Source organism: Deltaproteobacteria bacterium (genome assembly GCA_026712905.1).
Lineage (GTDB): Bacteria > Desulfobacterota > Binatia > UBA9968 > JAJDTQ01 > JAJDTQ01.
This window is the reverse complement of sequence record JAPOPM010000098.1, coordinates 30,588-53,063: the sequence shown is the minus strand read 5'-3', so window position 1 is coordinate 53,063 and position 22,476 is coordinate 30,588. Positions and strand designations below refer to the sequence as shown.

Here is a 22,476-nt window from a genome sequence, read left to right as displayed (position 1 = left end):
GACCCTTGAGCCATTCCACTATCGACCCCTCGATTTTGCAGGCTTTGCTCGCTTCGGATGAACCCTACGCCTGCATCGACGTACGCGAACGCGGCGAGTTCGCCCGCGCGCAGATCGCCGGGACCAGTCCCGTAAACCGGGGTACACTGGAGCTGCGGCTGCCCGTGATGGTGCCGGACACACGTGTTCCGGTGGTGGTGTTGTGCGACGACGGGAACCGTAGCGCGCTAGCCGCCGAGACCCTGGAACGCATGGGCTACGGCGACGTCAGGGTACTGGCCGGCGGGGTCGAGGCGTGGCAACGGCAAGGGCTGCCGGTGCGTTCGGGATGGGGCGTGCACGGCAAGGAGTACGGCGAGCGCGTGGCGCACGGCGGCGACGTCACCCACATGAACGCGCCGGAACTGGCCCGCCGGCGCGCGGCCGGGGACGACTTGGTGGTGGTGGACGTGCGCTCGCGCGAAGAGTACCTGCGCGGCCACGTTCCCGACACCTACCACATTCCCGGCGGCAATCTGCTGGTGGACGCGCCGCGTCTGCCGCTCAGGGACGGCACCACGCTGGTGGTGAGTTGCGCCGGCCGCACCCGCGGCATCCTCGGTGCCAAACTGCTGCACGACAACGGCTTCGACAATGTCTACGCCTTGGAGAACGGCGTCATGGGCTGGTTCCTGTCCGGGCACGACATCGCCGAGGGTCCGGGCCGGGAGGTGCCCGCGCCGGCCTCGGCAACACGTGTCGCGCGCATCCAACGGGCAACCGACGCCCTCGCCTCGACCGCGGCGGTGCGCCGGAGCACGCTGGAAACGTTTCGCGGCGTCTACGACTCCGACCAAGCCTTCTATCTCCTGGACGTGCGCTTGCCGGAAGAGTTCCAGGCCGGCCACGTTCCCCGCGCCATCTCGCTCCCGCTGGGGCAGATGGCCCTGGCCCATGAGAACTTCCTCGCCGTGCGCGCCGCCCCGGTGTTCCTGATCTCCGACGACGACCTGCGGCCGGTGTGGGCGGCGTCGCTGCTGCAGCAGCTCGGCTTCCGCGACGTGTCGGTCCTGGAGGGCGGCCTGCAGCGGTGGCGGGACGCCGGCCTGCCCCTTGAACAGGGCGTGCCGGAGCTTGCCGTCTTCGGACTCGATGAAGCGCACGCCCGGACCCGCTTCACCGACGCCGCCGGTCTCCAGGCGCACCTGGACGCATCCGGTCTCGCCCTCGACGTACGCAGCATCGGCGAATACGGATTCGCCCATATTCCCGGAACGCGCTGGCTTCCCCGCGGACGCCTGGAACTCGACATCGAGGCCACCGCGCCGGACAAGGACGCGGCGCTGGTGATGGTGTGCGACAACGCGATCCGTTCCACGCTGGCGGCGGGGACTCTGCGGGAACTCGGGTATGCCAGGGTCCAGGTGCTCGAAGGCGGGACTCGGGCGTGGGAGAGCACGGGCCGCAACCTCGAAGACGGTCTGGAAGGCACGGGCGTGTCCACCGAGGACGCGCAGGCCGACTTCGGTCACAGCGTGTGGACCGGTGCCCTGGGCAAGTCCCGTGAGGACATGGAACGCTACCTGTCGTGGGAGATCGATCTCGTCAAGGACGATCCGGCGGATTCGCCTTCGTAACGCGCGGGTCGGTCACGGTCCGGGAAGCCGGGTCGGCAGGCTGTGGAAGAGATACGATCCCACGAAACCCACCAGCGGCGGCAGCGCCAGGCTCGCCACGAAACGCACCGCCGATATCTCGAAGCCCAGGATGGGTATCTCCCATATCACGACGCGATGGAGCCCGAGCAGGGACCACGCGGTCAGGTAGGCGATGATGGGACCGGAGCCGGCGCCGGAGTGCAGCAGCGACGCGACGATGGGAAAGTGCATCATCGGCCCGCCGGGGGTGAGGGTGCCCGCCACCGTGCCGATCAGGAGCCCTTTGAGTCCGGAGCCCTCGCCGATCCACTCCGAGATCAGGTCGGTAGGGAGGATGACCTGGATCAGGCCCGCCACGGTGAAGGCGAAGATCATCTTGGGAAGCGTGGCCATGAGAAGCTGGCCCCCGCTCGACAGGCCTTCCAGCGCCCTGTGCGCGCCGTAGGAATAGAGCACGAACACGCCGACGACGATGCTGGCCCCGAACATGAACCAAAAGCCGCCGTCCATACCGAGCCTCCCTGCCAAACCGCGCTTTCTTCTGCGAACGCGTTGCATGTCTTCCGGACCTCGAAACCGCCGATCAGCTCAACCGACCTGCCCCCAATAAGCCCCCTATTGGACCCCCATGAACCCCTAATAAAACCCCAAGGGTCGCAAGGAGCCTATTCGCTTTCTCCAGACCGAATTCGCCTCCACCGGGCCGCCAGTCCACGCCCATTTGACCTCGCCAAACCACGATCACGCAACCCCGCCAAGGCTCGCTTAACCTGCCGTTCGGTGGCATCAGATACCAAACCGGCAGCAATGTCGCGCAACGCCAAGCCATCCTCCGCGTCATCCAGCAGTGCCAAAATCGCCTCTCGCCGCCTGATCAGGTCGTCCCCGCTGCGTCTGAGCGGCACATAGCCGGAACGCCGGAAGCGCACCGTCACGCAATCGCCATGTTCCTCGATCTCGGGTCGGGGCAAGCCAGCGGCCGTAGCCAAATCAGCCATCCTGAGCGTACCGCGGCCCCACTCCTCGATGATACCGCGCCGATAGAACGTGCGAGCGATGAGCGGATTCCAAGGCCTCGACTCGTGCGGCCCGAACAGATTATCGGGAGTCAGCCCGAAGTGCAGCGGACCCGTCGACGTCACCTCCAGGCGGTCGTCGTACACTGCGAGACCAAGGGAGCCGCCGCCCATCGCGTAGTCGCAATGACACAGCGCGTTCGCGAGCGCTTCCCGTGTAGCCAAAGGCGGGTAAAGAGGTTCGTCGATGCGCTGGATGCGGCCTGACTCGAACCGGCTAGCGATGGGGAGGGTATCACGCAGAAAGCGTTCCGCGCTTGCCAGGAGCGTGAAGGCGTTGCCATTGAACTGGCGATTGTCCAGGAACTCCGATCGATCGAGCCCTCGGAAACGAGCCACACGGAGCAGGCACTGCGGCATCTCGCTTTCCAGCCGCTCGGCATTCCCGAAGAGCGCTGCTGCCGCCCGAAAGAGGACGCCTTCGCGAATCAGACCCAAACCGCGCAGCAACTCCTCGGGTTCCCGACTGCCGGGTTCGTTCAACCGACCAATCCGCACTGCCTCCGCCACAGTATTGCGGATTTCCACCGTGTCCAGGTCGTCGACAGTCCATCCGGTGGCGGGCTGGTTTTCCCAGCGTCGCTCGTTGTGCATGCGCTCGAAGAGCATCCGGTTGTATTCGTCGACCGACATGGTCCGTGTCGTGTTCCCCACGCGCCGATAGGAGGCTCCACGGTATTGATACGGCGGCGAAGCGCCCCGACTCACGCGGATCGCGACCACCTCCAAGTTCCTGGACACTCGGACTCTCTCGATCTCTGGAAACGCCGGCGGATCTATCCGTTGGATCTCGGCGCTTACCTCCTCCAGCGTCCGTTCGCTCACCTGCTGGCCCACGATGCTGCCTTCTGGCGTGACGCCGAACAACACGTATCCACCGCGCCGATTGAGCATGGCGCACACGGTCGCTGCCGCCTCGCGTCGCGTTCTCGTCGTGGCCTTCAACTCCAGCGTCTCGGATTCGCCGGATGCAACGAGCGCCGAAATCTGCTCAGGGGTCATGCGCGCATCCCTGCCGTTGGCCCGGCCGCCGCCGTCAGGCTTGAAGCACAGCAATCACCCCGCCTGGTGCACTGACAAGCCTCTCCTATTAAAACCACAGGTGGATGATAACGGGATTTCGTGGCCGATGAAACGACTTGATTTTCCTTGCGTAGGAGATTCTCCCCAGCCGAAACGTCCTCGATGTTGAACCGACCCCGTCCCCAGAATGACCAAGCGCCCCGGCATGAACGATATCGCCAAGCTCGCGCTCCACTCGGACGGTCCCGGTCGATCTCGGATGCTACGCGTCGCCTGGTTCGACCTGGGACAATTGCATTACTGCCTCGACCGTGGGCGCTCGGTCGTCGACGGTGTATTCGCCTTGATGCACATCACCTTCAGCACCCGAGTTTTCTGGACCGAGGTAGCGTTCACCGAACGCAGGGGGCTCAGCAAGCGCCTCCGACCCAAGATCTCGACACCCGATTGACCGTTACGCCACCCTTTGTCGTGCCCTATCAGCGCGACGAACGGCAGACTTGACACAAACGTAATACCGATTGTAGTTCTTTAGGCTCCGCGCACTACACTGGCATCGAGGACGAGCATGCTGACCAGAGAAGACAACGACATCCTGACACAAGTCGGCCCAGGCACCCCCATGGGCGCGCTGATGCGGCGCTATTGGGTGCCGGTGGTCCTTTCGAGCGAGCTGGAGGCCGGCGGCCGGACCAAGAGGGTCCGCATACTGGGCGAGAGCATGGTGGCGTTTCGCACCACTCGCGGCGAGGCCGGATTGCTGGGCGAGACGTGCTCGCACCGGCGCGTGTCGCTCTACTACGGGCGCGTGGAGCCGGACGGGTTGCGCTGCTGCTACCACGGCTGGAAGTACGGGCTCGACGGGCGCTGTCTGGAGATGCCCAACGAGTCCCCGGAAACGGACTTCAAGCACGCCGTGCGGCATCCCGCCTATCCCTGCCGCGAGCGCGGCGGCGTGGTGTGGGCGTTCATGGGCGATCCCGCGCACATGACGGACCTGCCGGACTTCGAGTGGCTGGGGCTGGCGGACAACCAGCGCTTCATCTCGAAGTACTACCAGAGCAACAACTACTTTCAGGCGCTGGAAGGCGGCATCGACTCCAGCCACATCTCGTTCCTGCACGCGCCGCTGGATGCCACCGACCGCACATCCCTGGAGAGCCTCGAGAAGGCCGGCTTCGGCGTGGACACCGCCGTGGGGACCACGGACCGGAGCCCGCGCTTCGAGGTCGTGGACACGGACTACGGGGTCATGATCGGAGCCCGGCGGAATGCACCCGACGACCATTACTACTGGCGCATCACGCAGTTCCTCATGCCCTTCTACACCATGCCGCCGCCCCAGGACGAGGATCCGATCCTGCACTCGCACGCGTGGGTGCCGGCGGACGACGAGCACCTCATCAACTGGACCATCACCTGGCACCCCACGCGCCCGCTGCGGGAAGAAGAGCTGGCGTCCCTGGCCGACGGCTTCAGCTCCCACATCACGCGCTTCGGGCCGCCCATCAACGGCCCCTACGGCGACGTCCGCCCCGAGGCGACCCCCGACGACGACTACGGCATGGACTGGGAGGCACACCGCACGCGCATGTTCTGCGGCATTCCCGGTTTCGGCATGCAGGACCGCGCCATGACCGAGAGCCAGGGCCCCATCTTCGACCGCACCCGGGAACGCCTGGGCACCAGCGACACCGCCATCATCAAGGTGCGCAAGTGTCTCATCGACTCCGCCAGGATGCTGCGGGAGGGACAGGCCGACCCGCCGGGACTGGACCCGAAGCTGCACCACGTCCGCGCCACCTCGGTGCGGCTGCCCAACGATGCCGCGTGGGTCGAGGCGGTGCAGGACCGCGTGAACATCGCCTCGTAGGCCGCCGCATTCGTTGCCAAGGTTGCCACGGAGCCAGTCGGCCGCCGGGAAACAGTGACGACAGGAACGTTCGACCGTGACGTTTGAAGAGTACATGGCCGTGCCCTACGTGTTGCGCGTGGCCGCGGTTCGGGGACCCGACGGCCGGTGGCTGCGCCGGGCCGAGTATCCGGAGTTCCCGGGTTGCTTCGGCGAGGGGCTTTCGCCCGAAGAAGCCCTGGACGACCTCGACCGCAACCGCGAGCGCATCGTGCGGGAGCTTCTCGCCGCGGGCGCGGACATCCCGGTGCCTCGCCGCCCGCTGGAGAGGCTCATGAGGGCCGGGAAACAGAGTGTGTGATGACGCCACTTGGCCACGAAACGCCACCGCCAATTCTTGTCCGGGCTTCGTTTTGACACAGCCTGGAAAGCGGGAATGACTTACTCATTACGTCTCCGCGCGGCGAATCTTGACGCACCCTGTTCCGCGGTAACGACGTTGCGAGACGTTGACAAGATGGAGAGAGGAGACTTGCTTTGAGCTTTGGAATGAAACAGGCGCGGGCGCTGGTGGATGCCGGCATCCGCGCGGCAGAGGAAAAGGGCTACCTGGTAACGGTGACCGTGGTGGATGCCAGCGGCAACTTCATGTGGGCCGGGCGCATGGACGGGACCAAATTCGTGGCGCCGGACATCGCCCGGGGCAAGGCCTTCGCGGCCGCGGCCTTCCGGCAGAGCACCGGCGGTCTGGAAGAGAAGGCCAACCCCAAACCGGTGTTCTACGCCGGCGTCCAGATCATACACGACGGCCGCATGGCCATCGGCCAGGGCGGCTTGCCCGTCTGGATGGGCGACGAGCTGGTGGGCGGCATCGGCGTGAGCGGCGCCGCGCCCCACGAAGACGAGGAAGTGGCCGCCGCTGCGCTCGAGGCGGAAGGCTTCTCGTTCCCGGCGGCGGACGTGGCCATGCGCTCGGCGCTGGGCCATTCACGGTAGGCGGCGCGTGGGCCGTCTCCAGGACAAGGTCGCGTTCATCACCGGCGGCGGCGGGGGCATCGGCGGCGCCACCGCCATGCTGTTCGCCGAGGAAGGCGCCGGATTGACCGTCGTCGACCGCGACGGCGCCGCCGCCGAGGCCAAGGCCGCGGAGATCCGCGAGCGGGTGCCTTCGGCGGACGTCCTTCCTCTGGCGGCCGACCTGAGCGACGAGGCCGAGGCGCGCAGGACGATGGCCGCCGCGAGCGCGCACTTCAGCGGCCTGGACGTTCTCGTGAACGTCGCCGGCATCCGGGTATACGGGCCCTTGGCCGACGCCGAGGAGGACTCTTGGGATTCCATCCTGGCGGTCAACCTCATGGCCACGGTCCACTGCTGCAAGACGGCCGTGCCCCTGCTGCGCGCCCGGAGCGGCGGCAGCATCGTCAACGTCTCTTCGGTATTCGGGGTGACCGGGCGCGCGGGAATGGGACAGTACGACGTCACCAAGGCCGCGGTGGTGAGCCTCGGCCGCACCCTGGCCATCGAGGAGGTGGGACACGGCATTCGCGTGAACACCGTCTGTCCCGGCCCAACCATCACACCTTTTCACATCGCGCGCGCCGAGGCACGCGGGATCAGCGAGGAGGAGTTGCGCCGAACGGGCGCGCAGCACACGCTCATGAAGCGCTGGGGTGAGCCGCGGGAGGTGGCCAGCACGATCCTGTTCCTGGCCTCCGACGAATCGTCATTCGTCACCGGCACGACCCTGGTGGTGGACGGCGGCGCGTCCGCCGCCAGCGCGTAAGGAATCCCCTTCTCTTGCTCGGCGCAAGAGTCGGCGCCCTTCGACTTCGTTCGTTCCAACCCGTGAACCGAAGTCGAAGGACGCTGCGAGAACTTCTCCGCTTACTCTCAGTCGGCCAACGGCACCACCGCGAACACGTGCGGCTCATCGCCGACAACGCGGCTCCGATGGCCGCGGCCGGTGAGGTCGTCCGCAAGCATGATATCGCCGGCCTGGAAACGCCGCACCTCTCCCCCGCCGCACTCGATGTCCCACGCTCCCGAGAGAGTGAACAGGTACTGCCGCCGGGGGGCCGGGTGCCAGTCGAGCAGCACGCCCGGCGGAACCCGGCGGACGTTGACGCTCTTGGCCGCGCCCAGGACGACGCTTTCCATCTGCCGGTCCGGCTCGAACTTCAGGTCGATGTCCTCGAAATGGGATTCGCCGTCGTCTCCGGTGTAGAGTCTCAAAGTCTGCATGCGACTTTCCCTTTCCCGTCTGGCGCGGGCGCGCGGCAGCGCGCTAGTTCTTCAATGACTTCTTGACGATCTCGGCGTTGTCCTGGATCAGGCCGTAGAAGCCGTTGAGCATATCCACCCAATCCTGGCCTACCACCGGCTCGATCTTGGCCTTCATCTGGGCGAATCGTGCCAGGACGTCGGGGTCCTTGGTGGCCGCGTTGAACGCGTTCTGGAGGATTTCCAGCCGGTCCTTGGGCATGTTCGGAGGCGCCGTGACCACCCGGTGCGATGCCAGCACCGTGAGTTCCGGGTGCCCCAGCTCGCCCACGGTGGGCACGTTGGGGAATTCCGGAGAACGCTCGTCCAGGTACACCCACAAGGCCCTCATGTCGCCTTCGCGGACGAAGCGCATCTGACCCGGAGAATCCAGGCCCAGCGCACGGCCGTCGCCCTCGCCGCGCACGATCCCCATGTTGGACGCGGGCGCGCTGGGGTAGCCCAGGACGAAACGGTGGTTGAATTTCATGACCGCGGCGGTGAGCACCTCCGTCACCCATGCCGTCCCGCCGACTCCCGTGCCGGTCACCAGCACCTCCTTGGCGTTGCGCAGGTCCTCCGGTTTGTGGAACGGGGTCTTGGCGCCCACGGCGAAGACGTAAGGTCCTGCCGAGATCTGGCCGATCCAGGAGAACTTCTTCAGGCTGTAGTGCGGCTTCGGCTCGTTGAACAATTCGGAGACGATGGCTCCGGGGATGTTGACCGTGGAGATGGTGTAGCCGTCGGGCTTGGATGCCCAGGTGAGGTTCCAGGCGATGTTGCCGCCCGCGCCCGGCTGGTTGCGGATGATGATGTTGACGCCCAGGGCCTTCCTCAGGCCCGGGACCATGGCGCGGCTGTGAAGATCGAAACCGCCGCCCGGACCATACGGGATCAACCAGGTGATGGTCTTGTTCGGGTACTTGTCCTGCGCCAGCACCACGTCCGCCGGCGCGGCAATCCACAAAACAGCCGACAGCAGAGCCCATCCGATCAGTTTACGCAACATGAGTGTCCTCCTTGGGTAATGCGTTGCCTTCGTGTCCGCTGCCGCCGGGGTCCACTCCGGATTTCGTCCGGTAGGGATCAGGCGGCATTGGGGCGGATGCCTAACACAAGCCTCTTTTGCCTGTCAATGCGATGGCCGGAAACAAGAGTGTCCGGGGAACACGGCGCGCCGCGGTGCTCAACCGGCGGCCAACTCGTTCTTGAAGTAGCTCAGGTCCCCCTGCCCTTCACGCAGGATGGCGATGCGGTCATCCACCAGCGAGATCACGCTGGACGCCAGCACCGGAAGAGTGCCGCATTCCATGATGAGATCCACCCGATGCCCGAAGATGGCCTCCAGGTCGGCGGGATTCGTCACCACCTCCTCGTTGCTCTCGTTGGCGCTGGTGCTCACCACGGGGTTGCCGAGCTGTTCCACCAGCGCCAGGGGTACGGGGTGGTCGGGGATGCGGATGCCCACGGTCTTCTGCTTGGACTGGAGCACCTTGGGGGTCTCCTTGGTGGCGGTGAGCACGAAGGTATAGGGCCCCGGGAGGAACCGCTTCAGAATCCGGTGCACGAAGTTGGACACGTGGCCGTAGCGGCTCACCTGCACCAGGTCGGAGCACACGAACGACATCGGCTTGTCGGCGTCGCGGCCCTTGATGCGGCGGATGCGCTCGACCGCAGCCTTGCTGGTGACGTCGCAGCCCAGGCCGTAGATCGTGTCCGTGGGATAGACGATGACGCCGTCGCGCTTGAGGACCTCGACGGCGCGGTCCACGTGCCGTCCCTTGAGGTGTTGGGGATCGATGCCGAGAGTCGTCGCCATGAAACAGTCTCCGGTTTCAATTGCCTTCAGGGTTCAGGGAGAGGACACGTCGGTGCGCCGGGTCATGAACAGGTCCGCCGGCAGCCGCGTGCCGAGGTTGCGCTTCTTCGCCTCTTCCAGCACCAGGTGGCCGATGGCGGCGAACTGAACGCCCATGCCGCAGTTGTTGTTGTGATGGGTGATCTCGGAGGCTGTGGTCCGGCCGGCGATGGTGCCGATGACGAGGTCGCCCAGCTCGTGGATCTGCTCCCAGCCGATGATGCCCTTGCGGATGGGCGACATCAGCTCCGGCTGCTCGTCGATCTCCACCTGCTCCTTGGAGTTCACCACGATGAGGTCGCAGTTCTCGATGGCCGCGTCGTCCAGCTCCCGGCGCTTGTCGAACCAGTCCGGGCCGATCATGGACACCAGATGGGTGCCCGGCTCCAGCAAGTCACCGTCGAACACCGGATCGCCGGAGTTGGTGGCCGTGACCACGATGTCCGAGTCGTGCACCACGTCCTCCGCTCGCCGCACCGCCCGCGCCTTCACGCCGTAGCGCTCGGTCACTTCCTTGGCGAAGCGTTTGCGGTTCTCTTCGCGGAGGGAGAACACCTTGACCTCCTGGATGTCCCGCACGGCGCACAGCGCCGACACCTGCCCATGGGCCTGGGTGCCGCTGCCGAAGATGCCCAGCACGGACGCATCGGGCCGCGCCAGGTACTTCGCCGCCACGCCCGTGGTGGCGCCCACGCGCAGCGCCGACAGGTAGTGGTCGTGGACGATGCCCTTGAGCGCGCGCTCCTTGATGCTGAAGAGCAGGACGAAGCCCGAGAAATCACCGGGGAACTCCATGCGGCTGCCGCCGCCGACGTTGCGGAAGCGGATCTGCGACGAGTCCAGACGCACCGCCGCCGTATCGAACGCAGGCACGGCGCCGGGAATGACGTTCAGCCAGTACCAGGTTCGTTCCAGCCCCTCCAGCGGCATGTGCAGCCGGCGCCGCGGCATCCCCTCCGCGATCTTCCGGCCCAGCTCGACGTAGGCCGTTTCCACGGCCTCGACGATCTCCCCCATTTCGAGGAGACCCTCCATGTCGTCGTTGGTCAGGACCCTTACGTCGTCGTCCGGCATGATGCGGTTCCCCAGGGACAGCCGGTTGCCGTCCCTCGATTCGGTTCTTCCATTGCGCGGTCCGCGCCCCCTTGCGACGGCCGCGCGCCATCGTGCTCAACGTAGACCGGCCGGCGACGAACCGTCAACCTGCGCCGGCCATGCAACACCCGCCGGATCGGCATGAATGCGTCAAGACTCATTACGAACCGAACATTCCCGGCATCGAGAACAAAGGACATTCCGGCTAGTGCGGTGTCGGGTGATTTCGCATTATAATACGCGAGGGTTCATCCGACACCACGGGTTCATGACCTGAAAGGACAAGGATCTTGAAACATACGGGTCTTCGCGCAACGATCGCCGCCATTCTCTGGGTTCTCTGCACCCTTCTCTTCCCCGCCGGTAACGCGGCGGCCCAGAACAACGCCCCGCGGGACGCTGACCTGATCGCGCAACTCAAGGAGAACGCCGCCCGGTTCGAGTACTCCTCAGGCAAACCTGGTGGGACCTTGACCCTGTCGACGATCTCCGGGCCGAAGACGTTCAATCTCGCCATCTCGACCGAGACGTCCTCGACCCAGATCCTCGAATACCTGTTCGAGGGACTCGTCGAGACCTCCTGGCTCACCGCCGAGGTGGAGCCGGCCCTGGCCGAACGCTGGGAATCATCGGAAGACGGGCTCGTGTGGACCTTTTTCCTGCGCAGGGACGTGCAATGGGCCGACGGGAACCCCTTTTCCGCGGACGACGTGGTCTTCACGTTCTCCAGGATCATCTACAACGACGCCATCCCCGCGTCGGCTCGGCCGGGCCTCACCATCCGCTACCGCGATGACACCACGCAGGCGTGGAGAAAAAGCCAGGCCAAGGTCGAGAAGGTCGACGCGCACACGGTGCGCTTCACCCTGCCGGCGCCGTTCGCGCCCTTCCTGCGGGCCATGGCTACGTCCATCTATCCCCGACACATCCTGGCGAAGCACGTGGACGACGGAACGTTCACGTCCACATGGGACGTCGGCACGGAGCCGGGCGACATCGTCGGCACCGGACCCTTCGTCATCGAGCGCTACGACGCCGGGGAGCGCATCGTCCTCAAGAGGAACCCACGGTACCGGCAGCGGGACGCGGCGGGAAACGCCTTGCCGTACCTGGACCGCATCGTTTACCTGGTGGTGCCCAACCTGGCCACCGCGCTGTTGAAGTTTCAGGCCGGTGAAACCGACTTCCTGGAGGTAGCCGGCGAGCATTTCCCGATCCTGAAACCCCAGGAAGCGGCGAAGAACTTCACCCTGTACAAGCGCGGACCGAACTTCGGCACGACCTTTCTGGCCCTGAACATGAACGCCGGCAAGAATCCCAACAACGACGCTCCATTCGTCGATCCCGTCAAGCTCAAGTGGTTCCGGACGCTGGCCTTCCGCAAGGCGTTGGCACACAGCATCGACAAGGACAGTATCATCGACAACGTCATGAACGGACTCGGCTATCCGCAGTGGGCGGCGGTGAGCCCCGCGGCCGGCGACTTCCACAATCCCAGCGTGACCCGCTACCCGTACGACATCCCCACGGCCAATGCGCTGCTCGACGGCCTGGGTTGGTTCGACGTGGACGGCGACGGCATCCGCGAAGACGCCGAAGGCAACAGCCTTGTCTTCAACCTCGCCACCAACTCCGGAAACACCGTGCGGGAACGGGTATGCACGCTCATGAAGCAGGACCTGGAGAGAATCGGCATACGGGTCAATCTCAGGTTCCTGGAATTCAACAAGCTGGTGTCCCAGCTCACCAGCACCTACGATTGGGAAGCCATCGTCATCGGCTTCACGGGGGGCGTGGAGCCTCACCACGGCATCAACTTCTGGCATTCCAGCGAACGGCTGCACCTGTGGTTCCCGAACCAGGAAGAACCGGCCACGGAATGGGAGAAACAGATCGACGAACTCTTCGTCCAGGGCAGCCGCGAGCTGGAGCATCACAAGCGGGTCGCGCTCTACAGGGAGTTCCAGCAGATCGCTTCCGATCACGTCCCCGTGGTCTATACGGCGCTCGCCGAGCGCATCACGGCACTCCGGAACCGCTTCGGCAATGTGACGCCGACCCTCTTCGACCTGTTCGACCCACGCAGACTTCACCTGCAATGACGGGTGTCCCGCCTCCGGTTCGGGACAGCGTCACGGAGAACCCGGCGATCCCAACATGACCGCATACATCGCACGGCGGCTGCTGATCACGATTCCGTCACTGTTCGCCCTGACCTTCGTGATCTTCATGATCATCCAGATCGCTCCCGGGGATTACTTCCACCAGTGGGCCCTCCAACCCGACCTCGACCAGCGGCAACTGCGCCAGTGGAAACGCGAGTTCGGCGCGGACAAGGGCTGGGGCACTCAGTACCTGCGTTGGCTGCGCGGCGTGTTGTTCGACATTCGTTTCGCGAGCGAACGCGTGCGCATCGCCGACTTCGAATACGCCGACCTCCCCGCCAACCGGAGGGCCTACGAAATTTCGGGCAACGCCACGCCCATCCTGGTCCCGCTGTCCGAAGACGGCACCTTCGGCCTCGGCTTCAACTTCGACGCGCCCGGAGAGATCGGCGTGCTGGGAAAGACGGACAACCCCAACGCGGCCAGTCAACGGCCCGGCAATCACTGGTCCGGCGATGACTTCCAGTCCGTCGAGATGGAACTCCGCAACGACCGGGTGGGCGGCGCGGACGTTTTCCTGCGCATCCAGGACGGCAACGGGAAGGCCTTTCAGGAGCGCCGCTCCATCGATGCGGACGAGCCCGCGTCCATCACGCTGACCGACGCCGATTACGCCCGTTTCGGCGTGGACCGGAGCAAGCTCAAGGGACTGTTCCTGTTCGCGCGGCAGCGCGGCGGCCGGCCCGCGATGCTGGAGGTCTCCTGCCGGGCGGGAGACACGGCGTTGGCCGCAATGGGCCATGCGCTGGACCCGATGCGCCGCCTGGCGCTGATCCGCAACACCCTGCCGGTGGGGCTCGGGGACCTGAGCCGCTGTGACGGCTTGGGCTTCAGGATCATCGCGGCACCGGCGCCGCCCATGACGGCGACCGTGACGTTCCGGGACCTGGACGCCAACACCTACGCGACGGACGTGCGCCTGCCCCCCGGCGTCACCACGTCACTCTCGGTGGACTTCACGGAACTTCACGCGGCGGGTCTGGAAACCACGCGCATGGGGCCGATCTCGTTCCAGGGCGACGTCGCCGGTTCGCTCTTCGTAGACGAGATCCGCCTCGAGAAGGCCGGCAGCGGTTTCCATGTCGGCGCGCCGGACTTCGGCAAGTCCATCGCCAACCGCCAGCCCGTCTGGACCACCATGTGGCCGTTCCTCAAGAACACCATGCTGTTGAACGTGCTGGCCATTCTCTTCACCTGGCTGCTGTCGCTGCCCATCGGCATCTACTCCGCCACCCATCCCTACTCCTGGAGCGACAAGGCCTTCGGCTTCATGGCCTACATGGGCATGGCCGTCCCTTCGTTCTTCCTGGCGCTGTTGCTGCTCTACGGCGCATCCTTGACCTATGATCTCGACCCGGCCAATCCGTTCTACGAACTTCTTCCCATCGGCGGGCTCACCTCCGCGAACTATCACGACCTCGGCACGTGGGGCCGAATGACGGACCTGGCGCGTCACTTGGTTCTGCCGGTGCTCGTTCTGGGAACCGGCGCCATGGCGGCGCTGGTGCGGGTGCTGCGGGCGGAGTTCCTCGACAAGAGCCACATGCAGTTCGTGGTCACGGCACGAGCCAAGGGCCTGTCCAACACCATGGTGAACTACAAGCACATCCTGAGAAACGCCGTGACCCCGTTCGTGGCGGGCTTCGGCTCCCTGCTGCCCACCCTCATCGGCGGCTCGGCCCTGGTGGAGATCGTTTTCGGCTACCCGGGGATCGGGCAGTTGATGCTGACCGCCGTGCGCTCCTACGACATCTACGTGGTCATGGCCAGCTCGCTTGCGGGAGGATTGCTGCTGATCATCGGCAACCTTCTCGCCGACATCCTGCTGGCATGGGTCGACCCCCGCATCAGCTACCGATAGCGTCCATGCCGCCCGAACCCGACAACACGAGCCGCGAACCGCGCGGCGTACCCGGTTCCCGCTCTCCGGTCCGCCGCGCCCTGTCACGCCTGCGGCACAACCGCCTGGCCATGCTGGGATTCTGGATCCTCGTGCTTCTCTACGGCAGCGCCATCTTCGCGGATTTCCTCTCGCCCCATCACTATGCCGCCAGCGCTCGCAAGAAAGCCTACCATCCGCCCATGATTACCTGGGTCCATATCTTCGACGAGAACGGACTGACGTGGCCGTACGTGCGCAACAGCACGTTCGAGTTCGACGAGAACCAGCGCAAGGTCTATCGCGAGGTGCCGGGCACCGCCTACCCCATCGGGATTTTCGTCACCGGGGACCCCTACCGTTTCCTGGGACTGATCGAAACGCGAATCCACCTGTTCGGTCTGCGCGGCGTGGAGGACATTTCCCACACCGACCCCAACCGCCCCATGCTGTTCCTGCTCGGCTCCGACAATTTCGGCCGTGACGTCCTTTCCCGCCTGCTGCACGGCGGCCGCATCTCACTGTCGGTGGGACTGGTGGGGGTGACCATCACGTTCGTCCTGGGAATGCTCATCGGCGGCGCCTCCGGTTATTTCGGCGGCCGCACGGACATGCTGATTCAGCGGCTGTGCGAGATGCTGATGATGGTGCCGGGCTTTTATCTGCTGCTGGCCCTGCGCGCGGCGATTCCCGCGGACTGGACGTCGTTCCAGACCTACATGGCCATCGTCGTCATCCTGAGCTTCATCGGTTGGGCCAGCCTTGCGCGCATCATCCGCGGCCTCGTGTTGTCCATCAAGGAAATGGACTACGTCACCAGCGCACGGGCCATGGGCTTGCCCCACGCGCGCATCATCGTCCGCCACGTGCTCCCCAACACGTTCTCCTACGCCATCGTCGCCGCCACCATGTCCATCCCGGGTTACATCCTCGGGGAATCCGGCCTGAGCCTCATCGGCCTGGGCATCCAGGACCCTGAGGCGTCCTGGGGCAACATGCTGGCCCTGGCCATGGACATCGCGCAGATCCGTTTCCACCCGTGGGTGCTGATCCCCGGCGTCCTGATATTCGTCACGGTGATGGCGTTCAACTACATCGGCGATGGACTTCGAGACGCGCTCGACCCCCACGGGGTCCAGCAATGAGACGCTGGTGCCGCGTCCGGCAAATACCTCTGATCGGTTGCGCAGGATTACTTGTCGTCGCCAAGGTGCGATGAGGCGGCGCTACCGCCCGGTCAACGGCGGCCCCGGCGCCGCAGCGCCCGCGGCGTGAACTGGTTCGGGTTCAGCTCCAGGTCGAAACGCGGCGGCTCGTATTCGTTAGTCAGACCCTTGACGAGATAGCGTCCGTTCTGGAGGTCGTAGATCGACATGCCGGTGCTCCACAGCACCGGCACCTGGTAGTGGTTGATGATATAGGCCTGGCTCAGCCGCCACATCTCGCCGCGGGCATCGTACTGGTCCACCACCGCGATCTGCCAACTGTCCTCGTCGAGATAGAACGTGCGCCGGGGAAAGATGTGCCGGGTGCCTTGCTTCAACCGCGCCTCCACCACCCACACCCGGTGGCGCTCGTAGCGGGTCAGGTCCGGGTTGATGTGGCCCGGCTTCAGGACGTCGTCGAAGCCATGGCCACCGCTCGCGAGCTTGTAGCTGTTGTAAGGGATGTAGATCTCCCGTTTCCCCACCAGCGTCCAGTCGTAACGGTCCGGCGCGCCGTTGTACATGTCGGCCTGATCGTTGGTGCGCTGGCCGTCGGAGCCCGTGCCGGGATTGTCATAGCCGACGTTGGCCGCGCGCCGGACGCGACGCTGCCCGGGATTGTAGACCCACGCCTTGCGCGGCTCCGCCGCCTGGTTCAGGGTGTCGTGGACCAGGATCAGCGAACCCGCCAACCTTGCCGGGGACAGCACCTCCTGGAGGAAGTAGGCGAGCTTGTTGTCGATGTTCTCCGTGGTTGCGCCGGGCTGCTGGTAACCCCACAACACCTGCTCGCGGATTTGCACCACCACGTAGGAGCCGTCGGCCGTGGGCGCGGCCTGACCGCTGGTGACGCGCACGGACTTGCCGCGGTAGCGCAGCAAGTGGTTCCAGATGGCCTCAAGCCCGTTCTTGGGGATCGGGAACGGGATGCCCTCGGCGGCGTTCACCACGCCGTTGCCATCGTCAGTGAGCATCGCGGTGACGGCGTTGCCGATGGTGCGCTCGTAGATGCGCGGTGGCAGCGACGCCGTGCGCCGCGCCCGGTACACCGGCATCCGGTAGGTCTCGGGGTAGCGCCGGAGCACCGCGATCTGACCCGGCGTAAGGTTCGCCTCGTATCGTTTGTAATTCTCCGCGGTGATGGTGAAGAGCGGCTTGTCGTCCGGGAACGGATCGACGAGGCGCTTTCCCGCACGATAGCCGGCCGGCGGTTTCGTGATGCCGCCCTCCCATGCGGGAATGGTGCCGGCCTCGTTGCCCGCCTTTTCGGCGCCCAAGGGCGTCAACTCCGCTCCCAGCCGGCCCGCTTCTTCGGCCGTGACCTTCGCCGCCGCCGGTACCGCCGCGATCAGCGCCCATACCAACGCGGCCGCCCAGATGCTCCGTCGCGTATTCATGTGATCCAAACCCGCTTCATGTGATCCAATCCCGCTCCGTCAGAAGGAATAGCTCACCGTGAACGACACGAAGTCACGATCGGCCAGCATGTTGTGCTGGCCCGCGCCGAAGAACTGCGTGTACGCCAGTTGCGCCCGCCAAGACAGCAGGTAGCTTGCCCCCACCGACAGCGTCACCGTCTGGCGTCCTTCCACGAAGTTGCCGATGGGCCTCGGTGTCGTGCCGTTGACGTCGTGGGCGAAGGCGACCTGCGGCGCAAGGTTCACCGGTCCGAGGGCGTTGCTGTAGGCGCCCCGCAGCACGGCCCGGTAACCCCATGAGAACGGATCGGCGAAGCCGGTCACTTGGGTTACCGGCTGGACTCCGCCGGCCGTGAAGGCGGGATTGCCACTGGTCCATGTGCCCGTGCCGTCGTAACGGAGCTCCGACTTGTCCTCCATGTCCTGGATCTGGGTAAATCCGGCCTCGGCCAGCACGATCCATCCGTCGGCCCCCAGCATGGGCGCCAACGCCTTGGACACGGCTACAGAACCCTGCACCACGTCCTTGCGGCGAAAGCCCGGAATCTCCTGCCCCGGGTCCGCCGGACCGGTCTGGCTCATGCTGAACAACTGCCCGGCGCGCGCGAGGCCCGCCAACAGTTGTCGCGCGGGGCCTTGCGCCATGGCCGCCTGCGCGGCGAGCCTCCGCAGCGGACTCAACGCGGAGTATATGAGCTCTGCGTTGTCGACCTGGAGCGGCTGGTTCCGGCGATAGGCGACCTCGGCCTGCAAGGTGACTCCGCTGCCACCCAGTTCGCCGTTGAAACTCGCGCCCATGAGGTCGATGTCCTCCGGGAACTCCCGGAGATACCGGATGGAGCCGACAAAGCCCCCGGGAGCCGTCCGTCTCGCCAGGTCGCCCGCGGTAACGGACACCAGCGGCAGACGGCTGTGGATGCGCGCGTAATACAGTCCGAACTCCGAATCGTTCAACGCCGCCGCGAAGTAGCGCAGCGCCACACCGAACTGGCCCTCATGGCCGGCATCGCGGTCGGCGGCGCGGGCCACGCGAGAGCAGAGCCCCGCGGGATTGGCGCGGCTGGGACAAGCCGGGTCGGGTGCGCCGTCTCGGTCGTCCCCTCGTCCGGGCCGGCCGAGCCCGAGATGGACCGTATCCCCCCCGGGGCCCACGATGTCGCTGGCGGAGAAGAACGTACCCTTAGCCTCGATTTCGGAGTGCTCCCAACGGAACTGGTAGAAGCCTTCCAGGGAGAAGCTGTCGCCGATGCCCACCTTGACGTTGGCCGCGGGGACCGGCACGAGCACGTCCCGCAACTCGGCACCGGCGACTCGGAGCTTCGCGACATCGGCCGGGTTGATGGAGTTGATGCCGCCGCGAAGGAAGACGCTTTCGCCCCAGCTCATGACCTGGTTGCCCAATCGAAGCGAGACCGGCACGGCGCCGGCATCGAAGTCGCCGGCCACATAGGCGTCGAGCAACTGGAAGTCTCGTCCGGCGTGCCCCTTGGCGGCGGCGGACAAGGCCGTGCGCTCGGTGTCGCCATCCGCCACCGCGTGATCGTAGAAATACAGCACTCGCCCGAACAGGCTCAACTCCGCGCCCGGATTCTCCATGTTGAGCTGCAACTCGTGATTGACCTTGGTGTTGAGGGAGACGAGATCCCCGCGGTCGAAGTTGAGGTTGCCGTCATCACCGTTGAAGGTGTATGCCTTGCCGCCGCTGGCCAGGCTGAACAGGCGGTCATCGCGCCCGGACGCCCGCATGGCCGCGCCCATGGAAACGGTGGTGTCGAAGTACCCGGTGACGCCGCTCTCGTTGGCCGGCAGCGCCAGCGCGGCGGCGAACCGAGGGTTGGACAACCCCGCCGCGACCATCAGGCCAGCCAGCACCCACGCCGTCGAAGCCGAGGGCAGCGTGCGCCGCCGATGGGAACCCATGAGAGACGCCAATACCGTTATCATCTCGCCATCCCCTCCTCTGGTGTCGGGTCGCTACAGCTCCGCCGCCCGCTGCAGTGCCGCATAGAAGTCCTGGTACGGAGTCCCTGCGATCTCTTGCGGCAGGTCGCGGACGATCTCCACGGTATAGGCAACGGGCAGCGCGATCCCGACCACCGTGCGCACCGTGAGCGGGTCGCCCGGACCGCCATTCTCATGAACGACGCCCAGCACGTGCCTCAGCCCGTACTTTGCCCGCCCCGGCGTCAGGTCCCTGAGAACCAGCGGCGTCTCCACGCCGCAGCGCACGTCTCCCGGCCGGCGCACGAAGGTGTCCCACGCCGGCGCCTCACTGCTTGAAGCCATAGTCGCTCCAGTTCTTCAGCACCTTCTCCCGCACCTCTTCCGAGAAGATCGAATCCAGGGTGGCCTTCACCGGCGTCTCCCACTCCCGCGACCACTCGCCGGGCCAGGTGCAGTCGTAAAGTACCGTGGCCCCCTTCTGGGCCGCCCGCTCCGCCTGGCTGTAGCACGGCGTCAGCGTGTTGGCCCGGCCTTCGTAGTGGATCACGTGGATGCCGTTGGCCGGGTGGCACTTGGTGGAGAAGGCATGCAGCACCTTGCCGATATCGTACACGTCGGTGTCGGTGTCCACCAGGAAGAGTTTCGACAGCAGCGCCCGGCGCGAAGTCAGCACCTGGAGCACCTTCCGGGCCACCTCCTGGCCGCCGTAGTCCACGCTCATCACCGCCAGATGCACGGCCCCCTCCGGCGGCACGTAAACGTCCCGCACCGGCACGCCGTGGCGCTCCAGCCGGCGCTTGATGGCCAGGGCGCCGGACAAGGCGGTCACCGTGGAGCTGTCGTCCTTGTAGCCGGTGGCGTCCACCGTGAGCACGGGCTTCTCCCGGTGGGTGATGGCGGTGGTGCGAAACAGGATGCCGTTGCCCATCTCGCCGGTGCGGTAGCCCGGGTACTCGCCATAGGGACCTTCCAACCCCACCCGGTCGGGCAGCACCTCACCCTCGATGACGATCTCGGAATGGGCCGGCACCAGCAAGTCACTGGTTTCGCAGCGGATCATCTCCACCGGACGCCCGCGCAAGCCGCCTGCCAGGCTGGCCTCGTCGCCCCCCAGGGCATAGGTGGCGGCCGCGGCGAAGTGCGACAAAGGGTCGGTGCCGATGGCGATGGCCAAGGGCATGGGCTTTCCCTTGGCCGCGTAGTGTTCCTGGAACACCTTGCCCAGGTGGCTCGTGGGGCGCGGGAAGCCGGTCAGATGGTGTGCGTCGTAGACCATGAACCGGTACATGCCCCAGTTGACCCAGCCGCTGTCCACGTCCTTGGAGATGACCAGATCCCAGGTGCCCAGGTAACGCCCGCCGTCGCCCTCGTGCAGCATGGGAGTGGGCAGATCGAACAGGTTGGCGTCCGGCCCCTTGCGGACCACCTGCTTGCACGGGGCTTCCTCGACCTCCACCGGATCGATGGGGTTGCCCTCCCCCTTCTCGTAGGCTTCGTAGATTTCCCGGACCGTGGCGGTGGGCGGGAGCCCCAGGGCGATGGCGATGCGCCGCCACGTGGCCACCGGATTGACGAAAACCGAGACGTCGTCCACGTAGTCCGTGACGCGCTTGAACCAAACCGCCGGGCCGTCCTTCTCACACGCCAGGCGGCTGATGGCGCCGAGTTCCAGGTCCCAGCTCACTTCCTTCTCCACTTCCACCAGGTCGCCGGACCGCCGCAGTGCCTCCACGAAGGCGCGATTGTCGTCGAAAATCATGCGCTCAAACGTAAGGGGCCGAAGTGATGATTGCAAGTGAATGAAACGCCTTCGCAAGTGAATGAAACGCTTCCGGTTTCGGGCCAACGCATGTCCCAGGGACGGCCGTGGCCGTGAGCAAACACTCCCGCGCGCTTCATGCTAACGGCGACTTTCGTTGAGCGCGATCAGGGTGAAGACCTTCTTCATCTCCTGCTTCTTGAACCGGGTTGACAGGCGGCGCATGACGTCCCCCTTGTTCTCGGACAACTTGATCCCCAACTGCCGGTATTCGTCCATCACCCGGCTCTTGAACTCCATCTCCTCGCGCACCGTGGTAATGCACTCGTCGATGCAGGTTCTGAAACCTTCGATCTGGTCGTCCCCATACTCCTCCGCCAAGAGCGGATACAGCGTCTCATAGGTCAGCACGTCCTGGCTCTCGAACAGGTTCCAGCAGGTGGCGATGACCGCGGGCTTGTTGATACCGCCTACCCAGTGCACCTCCTCGACGGACTCGGGCTTGCACTTGAACAGCACGGTGGCGCCGGCGCGCGTGCGCACGTACCACACCGCGCCCTCGACCCCGGCGATCTTGCCGTCTTCCACCGGGCGGTTGCCGCGCTCCAGCCGTTCGCGGATCGCGCCGTACTCCGCCACCGGCTCGTTGCCCGCCGCCAGCGTGCCGTGGAGGGTTGCCAGCGGAACGCCCCGGCTATCCAGCCCGGAAGGCGACCGGGGAGTGCCATCCTCGCTGACGCCGAAGAGCAATACGCAGTCCAAGGGCTCCTGGTAGAGTATGAGATGCGTGTTGCGGCTGCCGTAGAGCTCGAAACTCAGAGAGCAGCCATTGATGTCCACCAACTCGGGAATGACCGGATAGCGCGCCAGCATCTCCCGCCACAGGTCCAGGAAGTCACCGAAGCGGCCGTTGCGCAGGACCGGGGACAGGCGCAGCTTGTAGGTGCGGTAACGGCGCCCTTGCGAGTCGCGGTAGCCATAGGCCAGCACGTTGGTGCCATCGTACTTTTCGAAGATCTCGATCTCCCGGATCGGCGGAAAGTTGAACTTGCCCTGGCGGTCGAACGGGTAGTGCAGCTTGGGCGTGGCGAAGACCACCTGCGGCGCGGGCGCCTCGTTCACGTGAGTGACGGCCAGCGCCCCGTAGCGGTGGTCCGGCCTGCGGGAGAGGAAGCCGCGCAAGGCGACGTCGTTAAAGGGATCGACGACGTCGAACTCCTGGAGCCATTTGGCGTCCAGGGATAGAGCTGCGGCGGCGGTTTCGATGTCTTCCACAACTAGAAACGTACCGGAAAACATCAGGCCC

Annotated in this window: 20 protein-coding genes; 9 read left to right on the top strand and 11 right to left on the bottom strand. The window is 65.6% G+C overall.

Translation table 11 applies throughout. The features are described 5' to 3' along the window. Positions 1 to 5 precede the first annotated feature (5 nt). Positions 6 to 1,616 (top strand): rhodanese-like domain-containing protein, encoded by a 1,611-nt coding sequence (locus OXF11_07475; GenBank protein ID MCY4486943.1) that lies wholly within the window; start codon positions 6 to 8, stop codon positions 1,614 to 1,616. A 12-nt stretch (positions 1,617 to 1,628) separates the two neighbouring features. Here the strand turns inward: OXF11_07475 and OXF11_07470 are convergent, their stop codons facing one another. After that, positions 1,629 to 2,147 carry a permease gene (locus OXF11_07470; GenBank protein MCY4486942.1) on the bottom strand — a complete coding sequence of 173 codons (519 nt, stop codon included), beginning with the start codon at positions 2,145 to 2,147 and terminating at the stop codon, positions 1,629 to 1,631. A 155-nt stretch (positions 2,148 to 2,302) separates the two neighbouring features. Then, positions 2,303 to 3,769: a putative DNA binding domain-containing protein gene (locus tag OXF11_07465; GenBank protein ID MCY4486941.1), complete on the bottom strand. Its 1,467-nt coding sequence runs from the start codon at positions 3,767 to 3,769 to the stop codon at positions 2,303 to 2,305. 154 nt (positions 3,770 to 3,923) lie between these two features. Between OXF11_07465 and OXF11_07460 the strand changes: the two genes are divergently transcribed. The 5 genes from OXF11_07460 to OXF11_07440 all read left to right on the top strand — a co-directional run bounded on the left by OXF11_07460 (position 3,924) and on the right by OXF11_07440 (position 7,371). Continuing rightward, positions 3,924 to 4,187 (top strand): hypothetical protein, encoded by a 264-nt coding sequence (locus OXF11_07460; GenBank protein MCY4486940.1) that lies wholly within the window; start codon positions 3,924 to 3,926, stop codon positions 4,185 to 4,187. A gap of 117 nt (positions 4,188 to 4,304) precedes the next feature. Further along, positions 4,305 to 5,609: a Rieske 2Fe-2S domain-containing protein gene (locus tag OXF11_07455; GenBank protein MCY4486939.1), complete on the top strand. Its 1,305-nt coding sequence runs from the start codon at positions 4,305 to 4,307 to the stop codon at positions 5,607 to 5,609. Positions 5,610 to 5,685: 76 nt separating this feature from the next. Then, entirely contained in the window at positions 5,686 to 5,949 is a 264-nt protein-coding gene (locus tag OXF11_07450; protein MCY4486938.1) for a hypothetical protein, read from the top strand. Positions 5,950 to 6,137: 188 nt separating this feature from the next. Then, the gene (locus OXF11_07445; protein ID MCY4486937.1) at positions 6,138 to 6,584 is read left to right on the top strand and encodes a heme-binding protein; all 447 of its coding nucleotides are present in this window, start codon (positions 6,138 to 6,140) and stop codon (positions 6,582 to 6,584) included. Between the two features lie 7 nt (positions 6,585 to 6,591). Continuing rightward, complete coding sequence (locus tag OXF11_07440) at positions 6,592 to 7,371, top strand: SDR family NAD(P)-dependent oxidoreductase (GenBank protein MCY4486936.1); 780 nt, start codon at positions 6,592 to 6,594, stop codon at positions 7,369 to 7,371. 107 nt (positions 7,372 to 7,478) lie between these two features. Here the strand turns inward: OXF11_07440 and OXF11_07435 are convergent, their stop codons facing one another. The 4 genes from OXF11_07435 to OXF11_07420 form a co-directional block, all read right to left on the bottom strand. Next, positions 7,479 to 7,829 (bottom strand): hypothetical protein, encoded by a 351-nt coding sequence (locus OXF11_07435; protein MCY4486935.1) that lies wholly within the window; start codon positions 7,827 to 7,829, stop codon positions 7,479 to 7,481. Positions 7,830 to 7,872: 43 nt separating this feature from the next. Next, positions 7,873 to 8,856, bottom strand: coding sequence for a tripartite tricarboxylate transporter substrate binding protein (locus OXF11_07430; GenBank protein MCY4486934.1), 984 nt, complete (start codon positions 8,854 to 8,856; stop codon positions 7,873 to 7,875). Between the two features lie 177 nt (positions 8,857 to 9,033). Beyond that, a complete protein-coding gene (locus OXF11_07425; protein ID MCY4486933.1) occupies positions 9,034 to 9,666 on the bottom strand; it encodes an L-threonylcarbamoyladenylate synthase in 633 nt (210 codons plus the stop codon). A gap of 33 nt (positions 9,667 to 9,699) precedes the next feature. Next, the gene (locus tag OXF11_07420; protein MCY4486932.1) at positions 9,700 to 10,779 is read right to left on the bottom strand and encodes an ornithine cyclodeaminase family protein; all 1,080 of its coding nucleotides are present in this window, start codon (positions 10,777 to 10,779) and stop codon (positions 9,700 to 9,702) included. Positions 10,780 to 11,090: 311 nt separating this feature from the next. Between OXF11_07420 and OXF11_07415 the strand changes: the two genes are divergently transcribed. The 3 genes from OXF11_07415 to OXF11_07405 are packed head-to-tail and all read left to right on the top strand — an operon-like array spanning position 11,091 to position 15,989. Beyond that, positions 11,091 to 12,902, top strand: coding sequence for an ABC transporter substrate-binding protein (locus tag OXF11_07415; protein ID MCY4486931.1), 1,812 nt, complete (start codon positions 11,091 to 11,093; stop codon positions 12,900 to 12,902). Positions 12,903 to 12,957: 55 nt separating this feature from the next. After that, positions 12,958 to 14,826, top strand: coding sequence for an ABC transporter permease subunit (locus OXF11_07410; protein ID MCY4486930.1), 1,869 nt, complete (start codon positions 12,958 to 12,960; stop codon positions 14,824 to 14,826). A 5-nt stretch (positions 14,827 to 14,831) separates the two neighbouring features. After that, the gene (locus tag OXF11_07405) at positions 14,832 to 15,989 is read left to right on the top strand and encodes an ABC transporter permease (protein MCY4486929.1); all 1,158 of its coding nucleotides are present in this window, start codon (positions 14,832 to 14,834) and stop codon (positions 15,987 to 15,989) included. A gap of 92 nt (positions 15,990 to 16,081) precedes the next feature. Here OXF11_07405 and OXF11_07400 read toward each other — a convergent pair whose 3' ends face one another. The 5 genes from OXF11_07400 to OXF11_07380 all read right to left on the bottom strand — a co-directional run bounded on the left by OXF11_07400 (position 16,082) and on the right by OXF11_07380 (position 22,445). Continuing rightward, entirely contained in the window at positions 16,082 to 17,446 is a 1,365-nt protein-coding gene (locus OXF11_07400; GenBank protein ID MCY4486928.1) for a DUF1329 domain-containing protein, read from the bottom strand. Positions 17,447 to 17,485: 39 nt separating this feature from the next. Further along, on the bottom strand, positions 17,486 to 19,411 hold the full coding sequence (locus OXF11_07395; GenBank protein ID MCY4486927.1) for a DUF1302 domain-containing protein: 1,926 nt from the start codon (positions 19,409 to 19,411) through the stop codon (positions 17,486 to 17,488). Between the two features lie 30 nt (positions 19,412 to 19,441). Beyond that, a complete protein-coding gene (locus OXF11_07390) occupies positions 19,442 to 19,753 on the bottom strand; it encodes a hypothetical protein (protein MCY4486926.1) in 312 nt (103 codons plus the stop codon). Then, positions 19,737 to 21,170, bottom strand: coding sequence for a UbiD family decarboxylase (locus tag OXF11_07385; protein ID MCY4486925.1), 1,434 nt, complete (start codon positions 21,168 to 21,170; stop codon positions 19,737 to 19,739). The genes OXF11_07390 and OXF11_07385 overlap by 17 nt, the downstream gene beginning before the upstream one ends. 141 nt (positions 21,171 to 21,311) lie before the next feature. Then, positions 21,312 to 22,445 (bottom strand): hypothetical protein, encoded by a 1,134-nt coding sequence (locus OXF11_07380; GenBank protein MCY4486924.1) that lies wholly within the window; start codon positions 22,443 to 22,445, stop codon positions 21,312 to 21,314. Positions 22,446 to 22,476: the final 31 nt, after the last annotated feature.